Source organism: Streptomyces sp. NPDC042371, from assembly GCF_056437465.1.
Window position 1 is genome coordinate 1 of the sequence record NZ_JBWKAP010000022.1, and the last position, 18,180, is coordinate 18,180.

An 18,180-nucleotide genomic window follows, 5' to 3' on the forward strand; every position below is an offset into this window, starting at 1 on the left:
CGCCGGGCTCTCAAACCGGCGGGCACCCGCACCTCCAGCCCCCAACCCATCGAGCAGCCCCGTACCAATCCCATGATCGGCCGGACAGGGCCTAGTGCTGTGACCGGGAAGGTTCGCCGGGTTGGTTGGTCCATGCGCGGTCCGCTTAGCATTTGCGTCCATGGCTGAATCCGTGCACGTCCTTGACTGGTTGCAGAGCTGGTACGCCTCACAGTGCGATGGCGACTGGGAACACGAATGGGGCATGACCATCGAGACTCTCGACAACCCGGGCTGGGCCGTCAAGATTGATCTTGAAGAGACAGTCTTGGCGGACCGGGAGTACCCCCAACATCAGGTCACTCGGGATGAGCGCGACTGGGTCATGGCCTGGACGGCCGAGAGGGCGTTTCGCATCGCGTGTGGACCCGGCAACCTGACCGAGGCCCTCACGCTGTTCCGGGTCTGGGCAGCAATAAGCGTCCCGTAAGTGATGTGACCGGCGATCCCGTCATGCTGCGAGCGCGGGTCGACCACCCCATCGGATGCGCTTCTCGCTGCGGATTCGGGCACGTTCGCGTCGTTGGGCGGCCAGGACGTCGGGGTGGCGGGCGTTCTGGTTGCGCCAGCGCAGGTAGGTGTGCAGGGCCCGGGTCTGGACCGTGTGGTTTGGGTGGTGGGAGTTGGCCAGGTGAACTGCCGTAGCGGTCCGAAGTGGGCCTTGATGGGGTTGGCCCAGGACGCGTACGTCGGGGTGAAGCACAGCTCGACCTTGTTGCGCGCTGCCCACCTGCGGATCTTGCAGTTCAGGTGGGCGGAGAGGTTGTCGAGGGTCACGTGGATCGGGGCGCCGTCCGGGCGGGCGGCCCTGATCGTTCTCAAGGCCGCTCAGGTGTGGTCGATCCCTTTGCGGCGCCGGTTGATCCCCCACATCTGGGACCTGGAACCGTTCGGCGGCCCGCCGCAGCGGCCAGCCGTCCTCCACGATGCACCAGGCCAGGCGCATCCTGCCGGCAACGTGCCCGAACAGCACATCTAGCCACTGTTCTCAGGCGACTGCTTCTCCTGCCACCGGGCGAGGTTGGGACGGATGGCCAGGGTGCCAGGGTGGTCGGGACCCAGCACCCGCAGGCAGTCGTCCAGCAGCTGCTTGAACACGGTGGCGTCGCTGCCCGGATCCCCCGCCTCCCCCCTCCAGGCGGCGAGGTTGGCACGGACGGTCAGGGTGTGGGGGTGGTCGGGACCCAGCACCCGGAGCAGATCGGTCAACAGCTGACGCAACTCGGTGGCGGCACCAGTCGGGTCCCCCGCCTCCCCCTGCCACTGGGCAAGGCCGTTGCGGGCGGCCAGGGTGTCGCGGTGGTCAGAACCCAGGTAGCGATGGGCGTTGTCTGCCAGGTGGTGGAAGTGGTTTACGGCGGCGCTGAACTGGCCGGTTTCGCCGAGGCTTGTGCCGGTGAGGAGGAGAACCTGATGCGCGTCGGGTTGCCACAGGGCGTCACCGGCGTGGTGGGTGAGGGCTTCGGTGTTGGCGCGCAGGGCCTGTTCGAGGGTGGTGTCGCGTGGCACGTCGGGCCAGGTGGTGATCAGGGCGTCCGCGACCGTGCGGGCGAGCTGGTCGTAGCGGTCGGCGGCCAGGGTGTCGTGGACGGCCCGTTGGATGAGGTTGTGGACCCGTACCGTTTGATGGGCGGTGGTGGAGCCGGGGTCGGTGGTGGTATCGAGCAGGCTCAGCTGGTGCAGCGCCCGCAGCGCGCCGACCGCGTCCTCAGGCGCGACCCGGGCTGGATCACGGTTCTGGTCGTGAATGCGCGGGGTGGTGCGTTGTTCGGCGAGGTGGGCCAGGGCGGGTGGGCTGGTCAGGATGGCGGTGGGGATGCCATTAGGGTCGAGCATCGCGGTCAACTGCAGCATCGGGCGGGCCAGGCCCGCCGGGCGGAGGGTGTTGGCGCGGTCGATGGACAGGGACCAGCTGGCGGCGACGGTGGCGGCTTGGTCGTCAGGCAGGACGCCAGGCTCGGGCAGGACGTCGTCCAGGGTGCGGGCGCAGTCGGCCAACTGCTTGCGGTAGGTGACGCACTCCGCCCGGGTACAGGGGACCGGGCAGGAGGGCGGGCAGTCGATCGGCAGGAAGCCCGCTCGCGGATCGGCTTCGTTGAAACGGGCGTTATTGAGATATGCGGCGGCCTGGGACAGGGCCAGGGGGAGCCGGCCGAGGTCACGGGCCAGGGCATGGATGTACTCAGGCGGGTCGGTTCGGCCATGGGCGGTCAGGGCGGCAGCGAGGTAGGTGCCGGCCTCGGCCTCGGTGAACAGGCCCACATCGATGCGGCGGCGTGAGCCGCTGGTCAGCACTGCGTCCCGGCGCCGGGTGGTGACCAGGGTCTGGCCGAGAGGGTTGTCTGCGGGTGGCCACAGGTCCCGCAGGTCGGCGGGGTCAGTGAGGTCGTCCAGTACCACCATCCACCGGCACCCCGGACTCTCGCTGCCGATGGGGGGCAGCTTGGGTTCCAGCCAGGCTAGGAACTCCTCTGCGGCCTGTTCCGGGCGGTCGGGGTCGGCGCCGAGCACAGCGGTGCCAGCCGTGGCGTAGGAGGCGATGATCGCCTCGCGGGTGGCGGCGGTGGCCCAGACCAACAGGTCGACCTGTCCGGCCCGCCAGGCGGTCCGGGCATGATGGGCCGCGAGTTGTGTCTTGCCGACCCCACCGGTTCCCGCAAGGACCTGGCACAGCACCGCCGTACCCCCCTCAGCCACCGCAGTGTCTAAGGCGCCGACCGCGCCCCGGTCCTGGAAGCAGTCCGCCTGCCGGGGGATCCGGCCCGCCTGGTACGGCCAGGACACCGCGGCCCGCGGCGCGGCGTAGTGCTTCACCGTCCCGGCGCGGCCGATCACCATGCTGTGGTCCTGTGCGAAGAGCGAGGTCTGGGCCGCGATGTTCGGGGCTTGGTTGATGCCGGGTGCGGTCAGCCCTGGTTCGGGCCCGGCGGTGGAGGGTTTCCGATGGTCACGTCCCTCATGTGCACGGCGGCCGCTGACCCGTGGTCGGCCTTGAGGTCGGCGTTCCCACCGATGACGATGCCCTCGTCCCCGGCCGAGACGCCGCTGGTGGCCTGTTGAGCCAGGGTCACCAGTTCACGCAGCTGCCCAGCCACGTCCTGACGGTCGGGCTCGTCCAGCTCTTCAAGTAGGTCCTCGAACCTGGTCCGCCAGGAGGCCCACACTCCAGCCCGTACCGAATCGGATTCGCCTGGGCCGACGCTGTCCAGCTCGGTGGCCGACCGGTCAAGGCGGTCCAAGGTTACTTGGGTGACACCTGAGGGGCCGCCCCGACCAAAGAGGCGAGCCACCCGCACCCGGAACCCAGCCCACGCATTCGTCCCCGCAGCCGACGCCACCGCCGCACCGGCCGCAGAAGCCAAAGCAATCAACGCCTGATCCAACACGCGTTCCCCCAAAAGCCCTTCCTGCAATGCCGTAGCCCCGATACATCTAGGCGAAAGAGCGTACCCACGGGGGCGCACCCTGTGACCAGACCGGTGTTATTCCTTGACAAGGGCACGGGCCGCACTCTAACCAAGCGAGCGGTCCCACCCCAGTTGCCCCAGGCACCTCACTGAGGAATGACGAGTAGCACTGGTCGTTTCCATAGATCTGCATCACCGAAGGCTCCGCGGACACATGGCGTGGTCCAGAGGTATGGATTTACCTTCCAACCTGATAGCCGTTACCTGGCACCTGGTTCCCTTGTATTTGTTGCTTGGTGTCTCCATCGGGTGAGGTTTTGGCGAGTGATCAGAGTGTCGGGGTGGTCGGCGCCCAACACCCGTGCTTGGTCGGCGAGTACCTCAGCGAGCGTTGCAACGGCACAGGCCGAATCTCCGGCCTTGCCTCTGCAGCAGGCGAGGTTGTGGCGGGTTGTCAGGGTGTCAGGGTGATCGGGTCCCAGCACCCGCAGCATGTCGGTTAGCAGCGCTTCAAATGCGGTGGCGGCGCCAGACGGATCCCCCGCCTCCCCCTGCCACCTGGCGAGGTTGTGTCGGGTTGTGAGGGTGTCGGGGTGATCAGGTCCCAGCACCCGCCTTCTGTCTGCAAAGACACCCTCGTACGCGATCGTGGCGCCGACTACGTCACCCGCTTCTCTGCGCCAATAGGCGAGGCCGGCGCGGGTGGTCAGGGCAAGGGGTTGGTTCGGGCCGAGCGCTCGTTCTGCGTCGGCGAACAGCCGTTCAAATGCGGCGGCGGCGCCGGCCGCATCACCCGTGACGCCCCGCCAGTAGGCGGCGTTGGCGCGAGCAGTCAAGGTGTGGGGGTGATCCGGACCGAGGCGATCGCGGGCGGCGGTGTGCAAGCTATGGAAGTGGGCGTGGGCTGCTGCAGCGAGGCCGGCGTTGCCGAGGCTGTTACCGCTCATGAACAGGACCGGGTGGATGACGGGCTGCCACAGAGTGTGTGGGGTATGGCGGGTGAGGACAGCAGTGTTGGCACGCAGGGCTTGGGAGAGGTTGCTGTCGCGTTCGATCTCAGGCCATGCCTCCAGGAGGGCGTCGGCGCAGGTGCGGGCCAGAGCATCGCGCTGGGTGTCTGTGAGGGATTCGCGGGTGGCGCGATGGGCAAGTTGATGGATGCGAACAGCGTTGTGAGGGGTGCCAGGGGTGTAGTCGGCAAGGCTGAGCCGATGCAGGCAGCGCAGCGCGTCTGCTACCTCTCCTTCGGTGACCAGCCGACAAGAGGCAGTGGGGGCAATGGTTTTGTGGGAGCGGTGTGCGGTGAGGTAGGCCAGGGACGGGCGGCTGGTTAGGACGTTGATGGGGATACCGCTGAGGTCAAGGAGGCTGGCGAGGTGCAACAGAGGCCGGGCGACGCCTTCCGGGCTGAGCCGGTTGGCGTGCTCGATGGACAGGGACCAGGTCGCGGCTACGGTGACAGCCTGGTCATCTGGCAGGAATCCCTCCTCCGGGACCAATCCGGCCAGGGTGCGGACACGATCAGCCAGTCGCTCCCGGTAGTCGGCGCAGTTCAGTTCGAGGTTGATGAGGTAGGCGACCGCCTGGGCCAACGCCAACGGTAGGTACCCCAGGTCTGCGGCCAGATTGGCGATCTGCTCGGGGTCGTCCCGATGCCCATGGGTAGTGAGCTTTGCGGTCAGGTAGGCGGCGGCCTCGGTAGGGGTGAACAAACCGATATCGATGAGATGGCGGCTCTGGCCGTGCAGGGTGGCGTCCCTGGAGCGAGTGGTGACCAACACCCGACCCTGGGGATGGTCGGGCGGCCATAGGCCGCGCACGGTGCTGAGGTCAGCCAGGTCGTCCAGCACGATGAGCCAACGACGGTCACTGGACTCAGCCCACGACAAGAACCGGGTGGCGGCCTGCTCGGGGTCTGCGGGATCAGCGTTTGCCATGTCGGACCCGGCATTGGCGTAGGCGATGACGATCGCGTCCCGGCTGGAAGCAGTGACCCAGACCAGCAGATCGACGAAGCCAGCACGCCACATCGTGCGGGCATAGTGGGCAGCAAGCTGCGTCTTACCCACACCACCTGTCCCCGAGAGGACCTGACACAGAGCCTCCGACCCACCCCTGGCCATTGCCGCGCTCAAGGTATCCACGGCAGTTCGATGCTGGAAGCACTCCGCTTGCCGCGGGAGCACACCGACCAAATGTGGCCAAGACACCGTCGAGCGTACGGAGGCATGGTGCGTCTGCACCACTGTCTCGGCATGGCCGACGCTCAGGCCGCCGCTCTGTGAGAAGAGCGATGTCTGCGCCTCAACGCGCGAGTCGAGGGGGATGCCGGGTGCGGTCAGATCAGCTCCGGGCCCGGCGAAGGAGGGTTTTCGAAAGTCACATCCCCCATCACCGCAGCCGCCGCCGACCCGTGTTCGGCATGGATACCCACGTTTCCCCCAACCGCCAGCCCGCCATCCCCAGCCGAAATAATGCCCGCAGCCCGCCGGGCCAGGGCCACCAGTTCACGCAGCTGCTCCGCGGCCTCCGCACGCTCGGCATCGCCCAAGTCTTCGAGAAAGTCCTGGAAACGAGTCTGCCAGGAGGCCACGATCCGGTCCTGCACCGCCGCCGATTCCTGGGAGCTGGTGCCGTCCAACTCGGTAGCCGACCGGTCGAGACGCTCCAGGACCAATGGGGCCGAATCTTCCCGACCGCCCCATGCGAAGAAGCGCGCTACCCGCTCCCGAACCCCCGCCCAGGCATCTGTTCCCGCTGCCGATCCCACCGCCGTGCCGGCTGCCGAGGCCAAAGCAAGCAGGGCCTGATCCAACATACGATCCTCCCCCCAGTACGTTCCGCGCCGTGGCGTCAACTCGACGTACTGCTAGTACAGAGCGTACCTACGCAGGCACGTGTTGAGAGCGTGCGCGAGATGGCAAACCCCGCCGGTTTGCCTCAGCGGCGGCTCGTTGTGTGGCGCCTCGCCGATAGCATTCCGCCTCAGTGGTGCCCCCGGTTGTACAAACTCGCCAAGGGCCCTGCAGTGAAGGCTCGTACGAAGGCGATCAACCAGCTCAAGGCCGTCCTGGTCATAGCCGACCCGGCCCTGCGGGAACGCCTGTCCAGCTTGGGTAACCGGGAGCTGTTTCGCACCTGCGCCCGCCTGAGCCTGGATCAGGGGAATCCGGGGACGGCGTGGCCCAGGCCACCCGGATCAGCTTGAGCATGCTGGCCCAGCGCATCGAACACCTCACCGGGCAGATCGATGACCTCAACCAGCGCCTGACCCGGCTCGTCGAAGGTCACGCCCCGCAGCTGCTCACACCGGTGGGTATCGGCCCGGACAGTGCCGTCACGCTCCTGATGACCATGGGGGACAATCCCGAGCGCGTGCACACCGAGGCATCGTTCGCCGCCCTGTGCGGAGTCAGCCCCATCGAGTACTCCTCGGGCCGCCGGAGCTCGCGTCGGCTCAACCACGGCGGCGACCGGAAGGCGAACGCCGCCCTGCACCGCATCGTGTTCACCCGCCTACGGGTCGACCCGCGCACCCAGGCGTACTACGAACGCCGCACCCGGGAGGGCAAGACTCGCCGTGAGATCATCAGGTGCCTCAAGCGATATGCCGCCCGCGAGGTCTTCAACCTGGTCAAATGAGGATGCCGAAGAGCGGCGACCAGGTCCCGCCGGCGCCCATGATGGTCGCCGTGCGGGCCGGGTTGCTGGCGCGGTAGCGAACGGTCACGGCATCGCCCTGGTCGAGCAGCACGGCGTCCTCTTCGAACTCGACGTACTGGCCGTCGAGCGTGGTGCAGGCGTGGACATGATGCCAGTACGTGTTGCCCTCGCTGCCTTCGCTGGAGTACCGGCGTACGCGGCGTCCCTCGACGGCGATGCCGCTCACGACGGAGCGCAGGCGACCGAGGAGCTGTCGTGCCAGGAAGAAGCAAAGGGTCCCGAAGGCGGCCAGGATTCCAAGGCCCACCCAGAACATGGTCATCGACCAGTGCATGCGGCTCCACCCGGCAGCGGCCCGTCTCGCCGTTGCCTCGGCGGTAGGTGAAGGTGACGATCTCGTGGTCGCGGCAGGCGGCGGCCAGCAGGGCCAGGGTGGCGGGATCGGCGGTGGGTCCGGTGTTCCACGGCACCGGCAGTGGGGCGGCGGCCTGGAAGGTGGCTACCTGGTGACGCAGCCGGATGGGCAGCACCTGCTCCAGTTTGGCCAGGGCACGCACCGCGGTCTCCTTGATCCCGGCGACGCCGACGGTGGCGGTGCGCAGGGCGACCGCGATGGCGACCGCCTCCTCGTCGTCCAGGAGTAGGGGCGGCAGATCGGCACCGGCGGCCAGGCGGTAGCCCCCGGCGGTGCCGGTGGTGCCCTCGACGGGGTAGCCCAGCTCGCGCAGCCGGTCGATGTCGCGTCGGATGGTGCGCAGGGTGACCCCGAGGCGTTCGGCGAGTTCGTCGCCTGTCCAGGTGCGGCGGGTCTGGAGCAGGGAGAGCAGGCGCAGCATGCGGCCGGGCAGGTCCTGGGACATGTTTTCCAGACTGCCAGGCATTAGTGACGTGAGGTGTCCTAAAGGGGTCCTACGGTCGATGTCATGAGCGGTCACCGACCGCCCGGCGGCTCGAAGAACCGGCCCAGTCGGTCCGCGCCGCACGGTAAGGCCCCGCCCCGCGCGGACGGCCCCGCCCTCCGAAACCTTCCCCTCCCGGCTCTCCTGAAAGGACAGTGTCATGGGCTTCATGGACCCCGGCAGTGTCGTCTGGTTCGAGATCGACACCGCCGACCCCAAGGCCGTCAAGGACTTCTACGGCTCGCTGCTGGGCTGGAGCTTCCACACTGTGCCCACGGCCGACGGCCGCACGTACACCCTGATCAGCGCTGCGGGCGCGCCCCTGCCTATGGGCGGCATGTGGGAGCCCGCCCCCGTAGGGCAGGGCGAGGGCGTCAGCCTCGCCGTCCGCTCCGCCGACGTGGACACCGATGTGGCCCGGCTCAAGGATCTGGCCGCCACGGTGGTCCTCCCGGCCGGCCCGGCCGCCGACGGCGGACGCTCCGCCCGCCTGAAGGACCCGCGCGGCACCGCCTTCTCCGTCTGGCAGGCACCCGAACAGGCCCCCACCGGGGCGGGTGCGCTGCCGGAGGCGGGGGCCGGTGTGCCGCTGCCCGGCTCGCTGGGCTGGTTCGAGATCGGCACCGCCGACCTGGAGGCGTCGAAGGCGTTCTACGCGGACGCGTTCGCCTGGAACTACGTTCAGGACACGGGCGTCGCCACCCGGACGTACTTCGCCGCCATAACTCCGGACGACCAGCGGGGCAGCGGCGGCCTGGCCGACACCAGCAACGCCAAGGGTGCCAAGGACTACGCCGCCCCGCAGTTCGTCACCTCCGACGTGCCCGCCGCCGTCGCCAAGGCCAAGGAACTCGGCGCCACCGTCGAGGCCGGGCCGGAGACCACCGCCTACGGCCTGACCTTCGCCCGGCTGACCGACCCCCGCGGCATCCGCTTCCTCCTCTTCTCCCTGCCCCCGATGGGCTGACCCTCCCCAAGGGCAGGCCCGGCCGGGTCTGCCCCTCCGGGCCTCGTGCCCTCCCCTCGCACCACCCCAAGGACTGATCGTCATGACCTCCACCGCTGCCACCGCCACCGTGTCCTCGTACGCCTTCTGGGCCCCCGACGGCCGGGCCCTTGCCGACTTCTATGCCGCCGCGCTGGGTTGGAAGGTCACCCAGGAGTATCCAGACGAGCACGGCGTGCCCACCGCGTTCCTGGTCACCGACGGCGCCACGGTCTTCTGCTTCTACACCGCCAAGAAGTTCCAGGCCCCCGACTGGCCGAAGGACGAGCTGCCCTTCCACCTCGACCTGGCCTTCGACGACGTCACGGCCGCCGAGCAGCGACTGCTCGGCCTGGGCGCCACCAAGCCCGACCACCAGCCCGGCGGCGAGCACTGGACCGTCCTCCTCGACCCCTCCGGCCAGCCCTTCTGCATCAGCGCCCGCTGGGACCAGGCCGACGCCTGATCGATCTGTCCGGACCTCCCCCCCAACCCCAACGTCCCTGAGAAAGACAGGAGTTACATCATGAAGATCGCAGTCCTCGGTACCGGCGGCGGCGCCCGCTGCCACATCGCCAAGCTCACCGAACTCGGCCACGAGGTCGTCGTCGGCACCCGCGACCCCAAGGCCACCCTGACCCGCACCGAGCCCGACATGATGCAGAACCAGCCCTACGGCCAGTGGCTCGCCGACCAGAACCTCGACATTCCGCTCGCCACCTTCGGCGACGCCGCGGCCGACGCCGACCTGGTCATCAGCGGCATCGACGGCCACAACGCCGTCGCCGCCCTGACCGCCATCGCCGACAGCCTCGGCGGCAAGGTCCTCGTCGACTACGCCGTGCCCTACATCTACAACCCCGACATCGAGCACCCCTGGCCCACCCCCTGGGGCGTCAACCCGATCCTCGACCCCTGCGACAGCGACAGCCTGGGCGAGCAGATCCAGCGCGCCCTGCCCGCCACCAAGGTCGTCAAGGCGTTCGTCACCCAGGAGCAGGCAACTGTCGTCGACCCCAAGGCGATTGGCGGCGGCGACCACACCATGTTCGTCGCCGGACAGGACGCCGACGCCAAGCAGGCCGTCACCAACCTTCTCAAGTCCTACGGCTGGAGCGACATCCTCGACCTTGGCGACATCGTCGCCGCCCGCGGCATGGAGATGTACGCCCACATGCACGGCGCCATCGGCTTCGCCCTGGGCTTCGGCACCCACTTCGGCATCAAAGTCGTGCGCTGATAAGGGACGACATTCTCCTTCAGGACACCCAACACTCTGAGATGCAGACGGGGCATAGGGCAGATCCGCAACGCTCCGCCTTCACCAATGTGAGGTTGCCCGGACGCTTCGGTTGCGTTGTGGCTCAGCCGAAAGCGGTGATGCTGCAGGTACCCGAGTAGTGGTTCTGGTCCCTGTACCAGCGGAACGTCCGCCACGGATGAGCCGTCTGCAGCGGCAGCGTCGTCACAGACGCCCAGGAGCAGTCTTCAACCCCGCCATCTCGTTCGGCACGCCGACGGGAGCACAGCAGCAACGCTTTCACTCGAACGAGTTGCGGCAGCGACCTGCGAATCTCAGCTCAGTGTCGGATCCGACTTAGCTCCGACCTCGACCGTGAGATTCCGACACGGAATTGGAGACCCTACATGTAGGTTCTCGCCGCCCAGTTCCTACAGGGATGCTGTGACCCGGTGCTTCTCCCGGTGTCTCACGTCGGGGCCAGTCGCTCAGTCTCACGACCGTGTCCGAATCCTCGGGACGGCCGCGAGACCTTCATGCCCGGCTGCCCGGACCGTTGTGGCGGTCCGGGCAGCCGGGGGGTCAGGAGGTGGCCCGGCAGACGAGGTACAGGTCGTTGGCGTCGAGGGCGGCGATAGCGGGGCCGGAGTAGGTCTTGCCGAAGCCGGTGACCTTCTGGAAGTCGGACCAGGTCGAACCAGTGAGTCCGCTGGTGTAGATCATGTTGTCCATGCCGCGGACGGCGCAGTACAAGGTGGTGCCGCGGACGGCCAGGGCCGGGGCGTCCCGGGTGGTCGCGGCCCGACGGGTCGGGGCGGGCCAGCGGGGGTCGGCATTGATCCTGTCGTCACGGACGGCGACACAGATGTTGCCTTCGAGGCTGCGGTAGGCCAGGTGCAGCTTGCCGTTGAAGGCGGCCAGTGCCGGGGCGCCTGCGGCACTGTGCCCCGTCTCGGCCAGGCCCCACCAGCTGCCTTGGGCGCCGGTGCTGGTGACGGAGATCTTGCCGTACGTGGCGACCGCGAGCCACAGGCGGCCCGCGTGGACGGCCAGGGTGGGGCTGGTGAAGGAGTAGGCGCCGTGGAGGTAGCCGGTCCAGTCGTGGCCCCGGGCGGAGGTCATGATCCTGACCTTGTTGTTGTGGGTGTCGCTGCTCATCCCGGTGTAGGCCAGGTACAGCTTGTTCTGGTACGAGGCCAGGGCGGGGGCGAACTGGGTACTGGCCCCGGGGACCTGGCCGAACCCGCTCCACCGGCCGTTGGTCTCGCGTCGGCTGACGTAGATGCTGTTGCCGCTGCGGACCGCGCAGTACAGGTTGCCGTCGTGCAGGGCCAGGGCGGGTGCTTCGGTGGTCTGGGAGCCGGGCCACGGCAGGGTGGGGGCGCTCCAGCCGGAGGTGCCGTCGTGGGTGAGGAGGGCGATGTTGTTGCTGGTGGCCTGGCGGGCGGTGCCCCGGATACGGAGGTCGAAGGACCCTTCCCCGGATCCCTGGAAGTTCCAGAGGTCCTCGCGGCCGGGCTGGGACGCCAGCTTCGTCAGGGCCGACTGGTCGTAGACGAACGAGCGTTGCTGCACCGGGTCGTCCTCGAGCCACCGGACGATCTCGCTGAAGAGCTCCGCGACGATACCGATCATCTCGACGAAGGCAGTCAGCGCTTCCCATTCCGAACCGAGCGGGAGCATGCCCATCACCACCGCGGCGCCCTGGATCACGGACGAGATGTCCCGCATGGTGCTCGCCAGCCTGGGGTCGACGCCCGCGTCTTCCTCCCAGCACTGGATGTTGACGGCCACCAGTGTCTCGACCAGGCCGTCGAACAAGACGGTGTTCGCGTCGAAGGTGTGGTACTCGCCCGCGTCCACGTCCCCGTAGGTGCGGGTGACCGACGACTGCTCGCGGCCCTCGTCCGCGCCGGCGGCCAGCGCCCAGTAGATCTCGTCCGATCCGGTCAGTTCGGTGGACTCGCGGTGGCAGTAGAACGTCGACAGTTCCATGCGGGCCTGCACGGGGCCCAAGTCCCGTGCCTCGGCCCACCGCCCGGAGGCGGTCACCACGGTGGCCCCGTACCCGTACTCGGCCATGCCCTGGAGGAACTCCGGCGAGTCCAGGCCCTTGCCCTCCTGGTCCGCGGCGCCGGGGGCGTCGAGGTCGACGAGGTTCACATTCGGCTGGGCCAGGATCTCCTCGCGCAGCACCGGCAGGTCCCGCAGCAGGTCCTCGTACCCGTATCCCTCGCTCACCGGACGCGCGGTCAGGCTGTCGGGCAGGAACTGGGCGCGTGTCGCCGCCTCCTGCTGATAGACCCGGCCGAAGTCGCGGACCTCCTCGTCCGACAGCAGCCGCCGCACCGGATCGACCAGCCGCGCCTCCAGCTCCGTCAGCTCCAGCCCCGCCTCCAGCCGGGCCGCACCATGCAGCAGCACCCCGTACAGCAACCGCGCACCCCGCGAGGAGGACCTCCGCCTTGCGGCCCGGCCCGCCGCCGGCTCGCCCTGCAACTGGCCCCTCAAATGCTCCAGCCGCTCCGCCTGTGAAACCTTGAACCCGTCGGCCGACGTCATGAACTGCCCCTCAAAAATGGATGACCGCGGCCCGGACCCTGAGGCGCAACCACGGAGCTTGATCCTCCCCAGCGGCTACACAGGGCAACAGAACATTTACGGACAGCATTTTCGGGCCGCACGTACGGCGAGGCACCGCCCCCGGCCACGAAGTCGCCGCAGCCCTGCGGCAAGACGGGCCGCATAGCCGCACTCGGCCCTCGCCGCTGTGACCCTCCCGCTCATGTGCAGGACAGCGCCCACCAGTTGTCGCTCGGGGCACCCGAGGGCAGAGCGCGGGGTCTGGAGCAGGAAGGGCTGGTCCACGATGCCGAGCACCGACGGGTCAGAGTCAGCAAAGAGGAGACGGGCGAGTTCCAGGCGCGACTCATAGATCACGTGACCTCCTCGTGTCGTCGCCGACCAGTAGATCCCCGAGTAGTGAGCGAAGCGGCCCCCACACCCGATCCTCAAGAGCTTCGCCATCGAGACGACGAACACTGAGCGTTACGGCAGGCTGGCTCATGCGTTCCCACGGCACGGCACAGTGGCAGAAAGGTCGCAGCGTCAAGAGACTCTCCACGAGAGTCGGCCATGTGACGGACTCACTACAACAAGTGAACAGACTGACCAGCCAGTCTCAGCTCGGACGCTGACCTGTGGCGACTATGTTGGGTGTCAACGAGTGATCTCGTGGTTACTGTGGATCAACGCAAAGTCGGGCTGCCGACGATCCCCTCGCGGATGCGTTCAAGGTGCGTACCCCGCGGGGGCCTGAACCCAGACGAGTCATACGCCGAGGGCGCCGAACCCGGCAGGGGCCGGTGCCGTGGACACTCAGCTGGTCATCGACCGTTCGGTGTCCGTGCCCGCTTCCTGGGTGGCGGCCCAGGTGGCGAGCAGGCGCAGTCCCTCCTCGGAGGGTGAGCCGGGTTCGGCGGTGTAGATGGTGAGGGTGAGGCCGGGGGCGGCGGCCATCTCCAGGCCCTCGAAGGCGAGGGTGAGGTCGCCGACGGCGTGGTGGTGGAAGTGCTTGGTGCCGGTTCCGTGGTGGCGCACGTTGTGCGCGCCCCACCGGGTGCGGAAGGCGTCACTGCGGGTGCACAGCTCCCCGACCAGGTCGTGCAGGTCCTTGTCGTGCGGGTTGCGGCCGGCTTCCGCCCGCACGATGGCGACGGTGATGTCGGCGAAGGCGTCCCAGTCCGGGTAGAAGCGGCGGGCGGCGGGGTCGAGGAAGGTGAAGCGGGCCAGGTTCTGCTGGTTTCCGACCGTGGCGTAGAGGTCGGTGTAGAAGGCGCGGAAGAGCTGGTTGGAGGCGAGGACATCCATGCGGCCGTTGCGGATGAACGCGGGCCCGGCGGTGATTGCGTCCAGAGCCCATTGCAGGCTGCGGTGCGGCTTCCACTGGTCCTTCGTGCGCCGACGGCGGGGACGGGTGAGGGCGTCGGAGCCGTCAGCGGCCTGGGCGAGATTCACCAGGTGGGCGCGCTCGGCATCATCGAGCCGAAGGGCGCGGGCCAGGGCCTCGAGAACGGACGGGGAGACGCCGGCGAGGTTGCCGCGCTCCAGTTTCGAGTAGTACTCCACGCTCATGTCCGCCAGCGCCGCGACCTCGCTGCGGCGCAGGCCCGGCACGCGGCGCCGGGAGCCCGCGGGCAGTCCGGCCTGGTCGGGAGTGATCTTTGCGCGCCGCGAGGTCAGGAACTCGCGGACCTCCTCACGGTTGTCCATGTCCTCGACGGTACGTCCCGCACGCCAACACAGGGATGTACTGCCGGTACACCCTTTGTCAGTGACTCGCTGCGCGCGTGAAGAGGGGGTTACCTGGAAGGCGTGGTGCTCCTCCTCCCGGCCATCGGTCGGGGAAGGCGGGGCTGCGCACCCGGCTGGGGCGGTCCGCCGCGCGAGCCGTCTTCCCGAGTGGGACCGGCCACCCCGTGCTGCGTTCCGCACCTCTTTCAGCCCAAGGACTCACGATGACCACGTTCGCACTGGTCGGCGCAGGCCCCGGTCTGGGCCTGGCCGCAGCCCGCCGCTTCGGCAAGGCGGGCCACAGCGTCGCCCTCCTCGCGCGCAACGCCGATCGCCTCAACGACCTGGTGGCGGCACTGGACAGCGACGGGATCCAGGCCCGCGGCTACACCGCCGACGTTCTCGACCCCGACACGCTGACCCAGGCCCTGAGCGCGGCGGCCGGGGATCTGGGGCCCGTGGAAATCCTGCAGTACAGCCCGGTGCCGCGGGCCGACTTCATGAAGCCGGTGCTGGAGACCACCGCGGCCGACCTGGACGCCCCTCTGGCGTTCTCTGTGAAGGCCCCTGTCACCTGCGTGAACGCGGTTCTGCCCGGGATGCGGGAGCTGGGCCGGGGCACGCTGCTGTTCGTCAACGGGGGCAGCGCCGTCCGTCCGAAGCCCAGCGTGGCCGGGACTTCCATCGCGTTCGCCGGCGAGAGCACGTACGCGGAGATGCTGCACACCGCGCTCGCACTGGAAGACATCCACGCCGCCCAGCTCATCGTCCCCGGCGCGATCCGCCCCGACTCCGCCACCTCCAGCCCCGAGGTGCTGGCCGAACGGCTGTACGCCCTACATGCGGACCGCGACGGCTTCAGGCACTACGCCGAGCCGATGCCCGACTGACCCAGGACGGCACGCATGGCCTTCCCCCTCCGCCGGGCCGTGGTCGGCACCGCCGCCACCGGCGCTCTGCTGCTTGCCATGACCGCCTGCTCCGACTCGTCCCAGCAGAACCCCTCGACCGCACCCGCTTCCTCCACGTCGGCGGCGTCGCGGCAGCCCACGGCGTCCGCCAGCCCCTCCGGCTCGAACAGGAGCGCCCCGATGGACATCCGCGTCACCCTCGACGGCCGGCCCGTCGACGCGACCTTGAACGACAGCCCCGCCGCCCGCGACCTGGCCTCCCTGCTCCCGCTCACCCTGGACCTGGAGGACTTCCACGAAACGGAGCGGATCGCCGACCCGCCGCGCAAGCTAACCGCCGAAAACGCCCCCGCACCGCAAGCCCCCAAGACCGGGGATCTCACCTACTACGCGCCCTGGGGCAACCTCGCCATCTTTTGCAAGGACGGCCCCTCCGCCTCCTCCGACCTGCTGATCCTCGGCCACATCGACGCCGACGCCGACCAACTGTCCAAGGCCGAACGGATCACCATCGAAGTGGCCTCCTGACCCTGCCCACCCCTCCTCATACGGGAAGAAGTATTCGCATGCCCTCCGCCACCAGGTCCGCCACCGGGCCCGCTTCCAGCCGACTGCCCTTCGTCGTCTGGGTGCTCGCCGCCGGCACGTTCCTGATGGGCACCACCGAGTTCGTCATCGCCGGACTGCTGCCCGAGATGGCCGCCGACCTGAACGTGAGCGTGTCGCACGCCGGACTGCTGATCACCGCGTTCGCCGTCGGCATGATCGTCGGCGGGCCCACGATGGCCATGGCCACCCTGCGCCTGCCTCAGCGCCACACCCTCATCGGCGCACTCGCCGTCTTCGCCCTCGGCCACGTCGTGGCCGCACTCAGTACCTCCTTCACCGTGGTCCTCGCGGCCCGGGTCGTGACCGCGCTGGCCACCGGCGCGTTCTGGGCCGTCGGCTTCGTCATCGCCACCGCCGCCGCGGGCCCAGCAAGCTCCACCCGCGCGGTCGGCGTGATGATGGGCGGCCTCACCCTGGCCAACGTCGTCGGCGTGCCGATCGGCTCGTTCGTCGGCCAGTACACCGGCTGGCGCGGCCCGTTCTGGGCACTGGCATTCCTCTCCGCCCTGGCCGCCGTCTTCGTCGGCCGGTTCATCCCCGGCACCGACCAGCGGGCCGAGGTGTCGGTACGGGCCGAGGTCCGCGCCCTTCGGCAGAGTCGGCTGTGGCTGGCGCTCGCCGCCGCCGTGCTGATCATGGGCGGAGTCCTGGCGACCTACACGTACATCACGCCACTGCTGACCGACGGGGCGGGCATCCCGGCCGGGGCCGTGCCGCTGGTGCTGATCGCCTTCGGTATCGGCGCGCTGGCCGGCACCGCCATCGGTGGCCGTCTGGGGGACCGCCGCCCGATGGCCACGACGATCACCGCAGCCGCCGCCACCGCCCTGACCCTCCTGGCGCTGATCCCGGCCTCGAACAGCCCGGTGACCGCCGTGATCCTGGTCTTCCTGATGGCGCTGACTGGGTTCGCCGTCAACCCAGTCGTCACCTCCCTCGCCGTGCGTTTCGCCGGCGACGCACCGACCTTGACCTCGGCGCTGACCACCTCCGCGTACAACACCGGCATCGCCGCGGGCTCCCTCGTCGCGGGCCGGGCCCTGGACTCCTCGCTCGGCCTGACCGGTCCGGCCCTGGTCGGCGCCCTCTTCGCCGCGCTCACCCTGCTGCCACTCATCGCCCTTGCCCTCAGCAACGCAGCCGGCTCCTCCCGCATCATCACCCAGCACACCACCGGCGCTGACACCGGCGAGCAGCAAGCCGCGAACGCCACCACGACCTCCGCGCGCTGAACTTCCCTGTCCCTGCAACTTCGTTGGGAGTAAACGTCACGAACCCCACCTACGACTTCACCGGCCAGGTCGCCTTCGTGGGGAGTCACCGAAGTCGCTCCCCTCACGGTGCTTGCCCGGCTTTCATGGTCCAACCTGGAAGAACAGGTCAGAGCAGAGGTGAAGCCCGTACTCCGAGCAGCCCTGCCCGTCGAACCCGGAGACGTTCACGCGACGATCGCCCAGTACCTCGATGAGGCGAGTGAATGGGTGACGCTGCTCCAAGAAATCGGAGCGGAGCTACCGAGCCTCGATCGATCTATGCGGCTCCGGCGCGACGTCGGCTAGAAGGTCTCTCCCCCCCCCGACACTGCGGGGGAGGGGTGCGGCTCGGCCGACCCGCCTCCCCCGTGCGAGCAAAAGGACAAGCATTCCGTGCACAGGTACACCTACCCATGCCCGCTGCGCTGGGCTGACGCCGACGCGTACGGGCACGTCAACAACGCGCTGTATCTGCGCTTCATGGAGGAGGCGCGCACGCGGATGTTCCAGGAGGTGCTGCCTGCGGACGACGCGGGTCGGCGCAAGCACGCGTTCGTCGTCAGCCGGGCCGAGGTCGAGTACCGCGTCCCCCTCGAGTACCGCGAGGCCCCAGTCGACGTGCACGTCAGGGTGGCGCAGCGCAAGGCTGTTTCGTTCGACCTGTCCTACGAGATCCGCGATGGAGATGTGCTGTACGCCAAGGGAACGACCACCATCGTCGCCTACAACCTGGACACCGGACGGCCTCGCCGTCTCACCGACCACGAGCTGGCGTTCCTGGACCGCTACACCGAGTTTTGAGCGCGAGGGCACCCTGGCGGACCGCCGCCTCTGGAATCTGAACCTCGCCCGGGCGTCACTTGTTTCGGCCGCCTCATCTG

At 68.8% G+C, this 18,180-nt stretch carries 17 protein-coding genes and 3 pseudogenes; 9 read left to right on the forward strand and 11 right to left on the reverse strand.

Going from position 1 to position 18,180, the window contains the following annotated elements; translation table 11 throughout:
- Positions 1 to 160: 160 nt before the first annotated feature.
- The gene (locus tag AC068B_RS38810; protein ID WP_478676176.1) at positions 161 to 469 is read left to right on the forward strand and encodes an immunity 53 family protein; all 309 of its coding nucleotides are present in this window, start codon (positions 161 to 163) and stop codon (positions 467 to 469) included.
- A 21-nt stretch (positions 470 to 490) separates the two neighbouring features.
- Here AC068B_RS38810 and AC068B_RS38815 read toward each other — a convergent pair.
- From AC068B_RS38815 to AC068B_RS38835, 5 genes and pseudogenes are all read right to left on the reverse strand, one after another.
- Positions 491 to 912, reverse strand: a pseudogene (locus AC068B_RS38815) (transposase); the annotation flags it as partial.
- 102 nt (positions 913 to 1,014) lie between these two features.
- Complete coding sequence (locus tag AC068B_RS38820) at positions 1,015 to 2,877, reverse strand: tetratricopeptide repeat protein (protein WP_478676177.1); 1,863 nt, start codon at positions 2,875 to 2,877, stop codon at positions 1,015 to 1,017.
- Between the two features lie 68 nt (positions 2,878 to 2,945).
- A complete protein-coding gene (locus AC068B_RS38825) occupies positions 2,946 to 3,278 on the reverse strand; it encodes a hypothetical protein (protein WP_478676178.1) in 333 nt (110 codons plus the stop codon).
- A 428-nt stretch (positions 3,279 to 3,706) separates the two neighbouring features.
- On the reverse strand, positions 3,707 to 5,569 hold the full coding sequence (locus tag AC068B_RS38830) for a tetratricopeptide repeat protein (protein WP_478676268.1): 1,863 nt from the start codon (positions 5,567 to 5,569) through the stop codon (positions 3,707 to 3,709).
- 215 nt (positions 5,570 to 5,784) lie between these two features.
- The gene (locus AC068B_RS38835; RefSeq protein WP_478676179.1) at positions 5,785 to 6,264 is read right to left on the reverse strand and encodes a hypothetical protein; all 480 of its coding nucleotides are present in this window, start codon (positions 6,262 to 6,264) and stop codon (positions 5,785 to 5,787) included.
- A gap of 362 nt (positions 6,265 to 6,626) precedes the next feature.
- Between AC068B_RS38835 and AC068B_RS38840 the strand changes: the two genes are divergently transcribed.
- The gene (locus tag AC068B_RS38840) at positions 6,627 to 7,088 is read left to right on the forward strand and encodes a transposase (protein ID WP_478676180.1); all 462 of its coding nucleotides are present in this window, start codon (positions 6,627 to 6,629) and stop codon (positions 7,086 to 7,088) included.
- Here AC068B_RS38840 and AC068B_RS38845 read toward each other — a convergent pair.
- Both AC068B_RS38845 and AC068B_RS38850 read right to left on the reverse strand, forming a co-directional pair.
- Positions 7,081 to 7,431 carry a DUF3592 domain-containing protein gene (locus AC068B_RS38845; protein WP_478676270.1) on the reverse strand — a complete coding sequence of 117 codons (351 nt, stop codon included), beginning with the start codon at positions 7,429 to 7,431 and terminating at the stop codon, positions 7,081 to 7,083. The two genes, AC068B_RS38840 and AC068B_RS38845, sit on opposite strands and share 8 nt — an antisense overlap.
- Position 7,432: 1 nt before the next feature.
- A pseudogene (locus AC068B_RS38850) lies at positions 7,433 to 7,969 on the reverse strand (helix-turn-helix transcriptional regulator); the annotation flags it as partial.
- A gap of 199 nt (positions 7,970 to 8,168) precedes the next feature.
- Here AC068B_RS38850 and AC068B_RS38855 point away from each other — a divergent pair.
- The 3 genes from AC068B_RS38855 to AC068B_RS38865 all read left to right on the forward strand — a co-directional run bounded on the left by AC068B_RS38855 (position 8,169) and on the right by AC068B_RS38865 (position 10,233).
- Positions 8,169 to 8,975: a VOC family protein gene (locus AC068B_RS38855; protein ID WP_478676181.1), complete on the forward strand. Its 807-nt coding sequence runs from the start codon at positions 8,169 to 8,171 to the stop codon at positions 8,973 to 8,975.
- 82 nt (positions 8,976 to 9,057) lie between these two features.
- On the forward strand, positions 9,058 to 9,459 hold the full coding sequence (locus AC068B_RS38860; protein WP_478676182.1) for a VOC family protein: 402 nt from the start codon (positions 9,058 to 9,060) through the stop codon (positions 9,457 to 9,459).
- A gap of 60 nt (positions 9,460 to 9,519) precedes the next feature.
- Positions 9,520 to 10,233 carry an NADPH-dependent F420 reductase gene (locus AC068B_RS38865; RefSeq protein WP_478676183.1) on the forward strand — a complete coding sequence of 238 codons (714 nt, stop codon included), beginning with the start codon at positions 9,520 to 9,522 and terminating at the stop codon, positions 10,231 to 10,233.
- Positions 10,234 to 10,815: 582 nt separating this feature from the next.
- On the opposite strand, the gene AC068B_RS38870 is transcribed toward AC068B_RS38865, so the two are convergent.
- The 3 genes and pseudogenes from AC068B_RS38870 to AC068B_RS38880 form a co-directional block, all read right to left on the reverse strand.
- Positions 10,816 to 12,795 (reverse strand): hypothetical protein, encoded by a 1,980-nt coding sequence (locus AC068B_RS38870; RefSeq protein ID WP_478676184.1) that lies wholly within the window; start codon positions 12,793 to 12,795, stop codon positions 10,816 to 10,818.
- 282 nt (positions 12,796 to 13,077) lie between these two features.
- Positions 13,078 to 13,260 (reverse strand): annotated as a pseudogene (locus AC068B_RS38875) (hypothetical protein); the annotation flags it as partial.
- 351 nt (positions 13,261 to 13,611) lie between these two features.
- Positions 13,612 to 14,505 (reverse strand): helix-turn-helix transcriptional regulator, encoded by an 894-nt coding sequence (locus AC068B_RS38880; RefSeq protein ID WP_478676185.1) that lies wholly within the window; start codon positions 14,503 to 14,505, stop codon positions 13,612 to 13,614.
- Positions 14,506 to 14,750: 245 nt separating this feature from the next.
- Between AC068B_RS38880 and AC068B_RS38885 the strand changes: the two genes are divergently transcribed.
- Entirely contained in the window at positions 14,751 to 15,416 is a 666-nt protein-coding gene (locus AC068B_RS38885; protein WP_478676186.1) for an SDR family NAD(P)-dependent oxidoreductase, read from the forward strand.
- Here the strand turns inward: AC068B_RS38885 and AC068B_RS38890 are convergent.
- A complete protein-coding gene (locus AC068B_RS38890; RefSeq protein ID WP_478676187.1) occupies positions 15,392 to 15,625 on the reverse strand; it encodes a hypothetical protein in 234 nt (77 codons plus the stop codon). The two genes, AC068B_RS38885 and AC068B_RS38890, sit on opposite strands and share 25 nt — an antisense overlap.
- Between AC068B_RS38890 and AC068B_RS38895 the strand changes: the two genes are divergently transcribed.
- The 3 genes from AC068B_RS38895 to AC068B_RS38905 all read left to right on the forward strand — a co-directional run bounded on the left by AC068B_RS38895 (position 15,618) and on the right by AC068B_RS38905 (position 18,100).
- Positions 15,618 to 15,965, forward strand: coding sequence for a cyclophilin-like fold protein (locus AC068B_RS38895; RefSeq protein WP_478676188.1), 348 nt, complete (start codon positions 15,618 to 15,620; stop codon positions 15,963 to 15,965). The two genes, AC068B_RS38890 and AC068B_RS38895, sit on opposite strands and share 8 nt — an antisense overlap.
- 38 nt (positions 15,966 to 16,003) lie before the next feature.
- Entirely contained in the window at positions 16,004 to 17,278 is a 1,275-nt protein-coding gene (locus tag AC068B_RS38900; protein ID WP_478676189.1) for an MFS transporter, read from the forward strand.
- 414 nt (positions 17,279 to 17,692) lie between these two features.
- Positions 17,693 to 18,100 carry an acyl-CoA thioesterase gene (locus AC068B_RS38905; protein ID WP_478676190.1) on the forward strand — a complete coding sequence of 136 codons (408 nt, stop codon included), beginning with the start codon at positions 17,693 to 17,695 and terminating at the stop codon, positions 18,098 to 18,100.
- Positions 18,101 to 18,180: the final 80 nt, after the last annotated feature.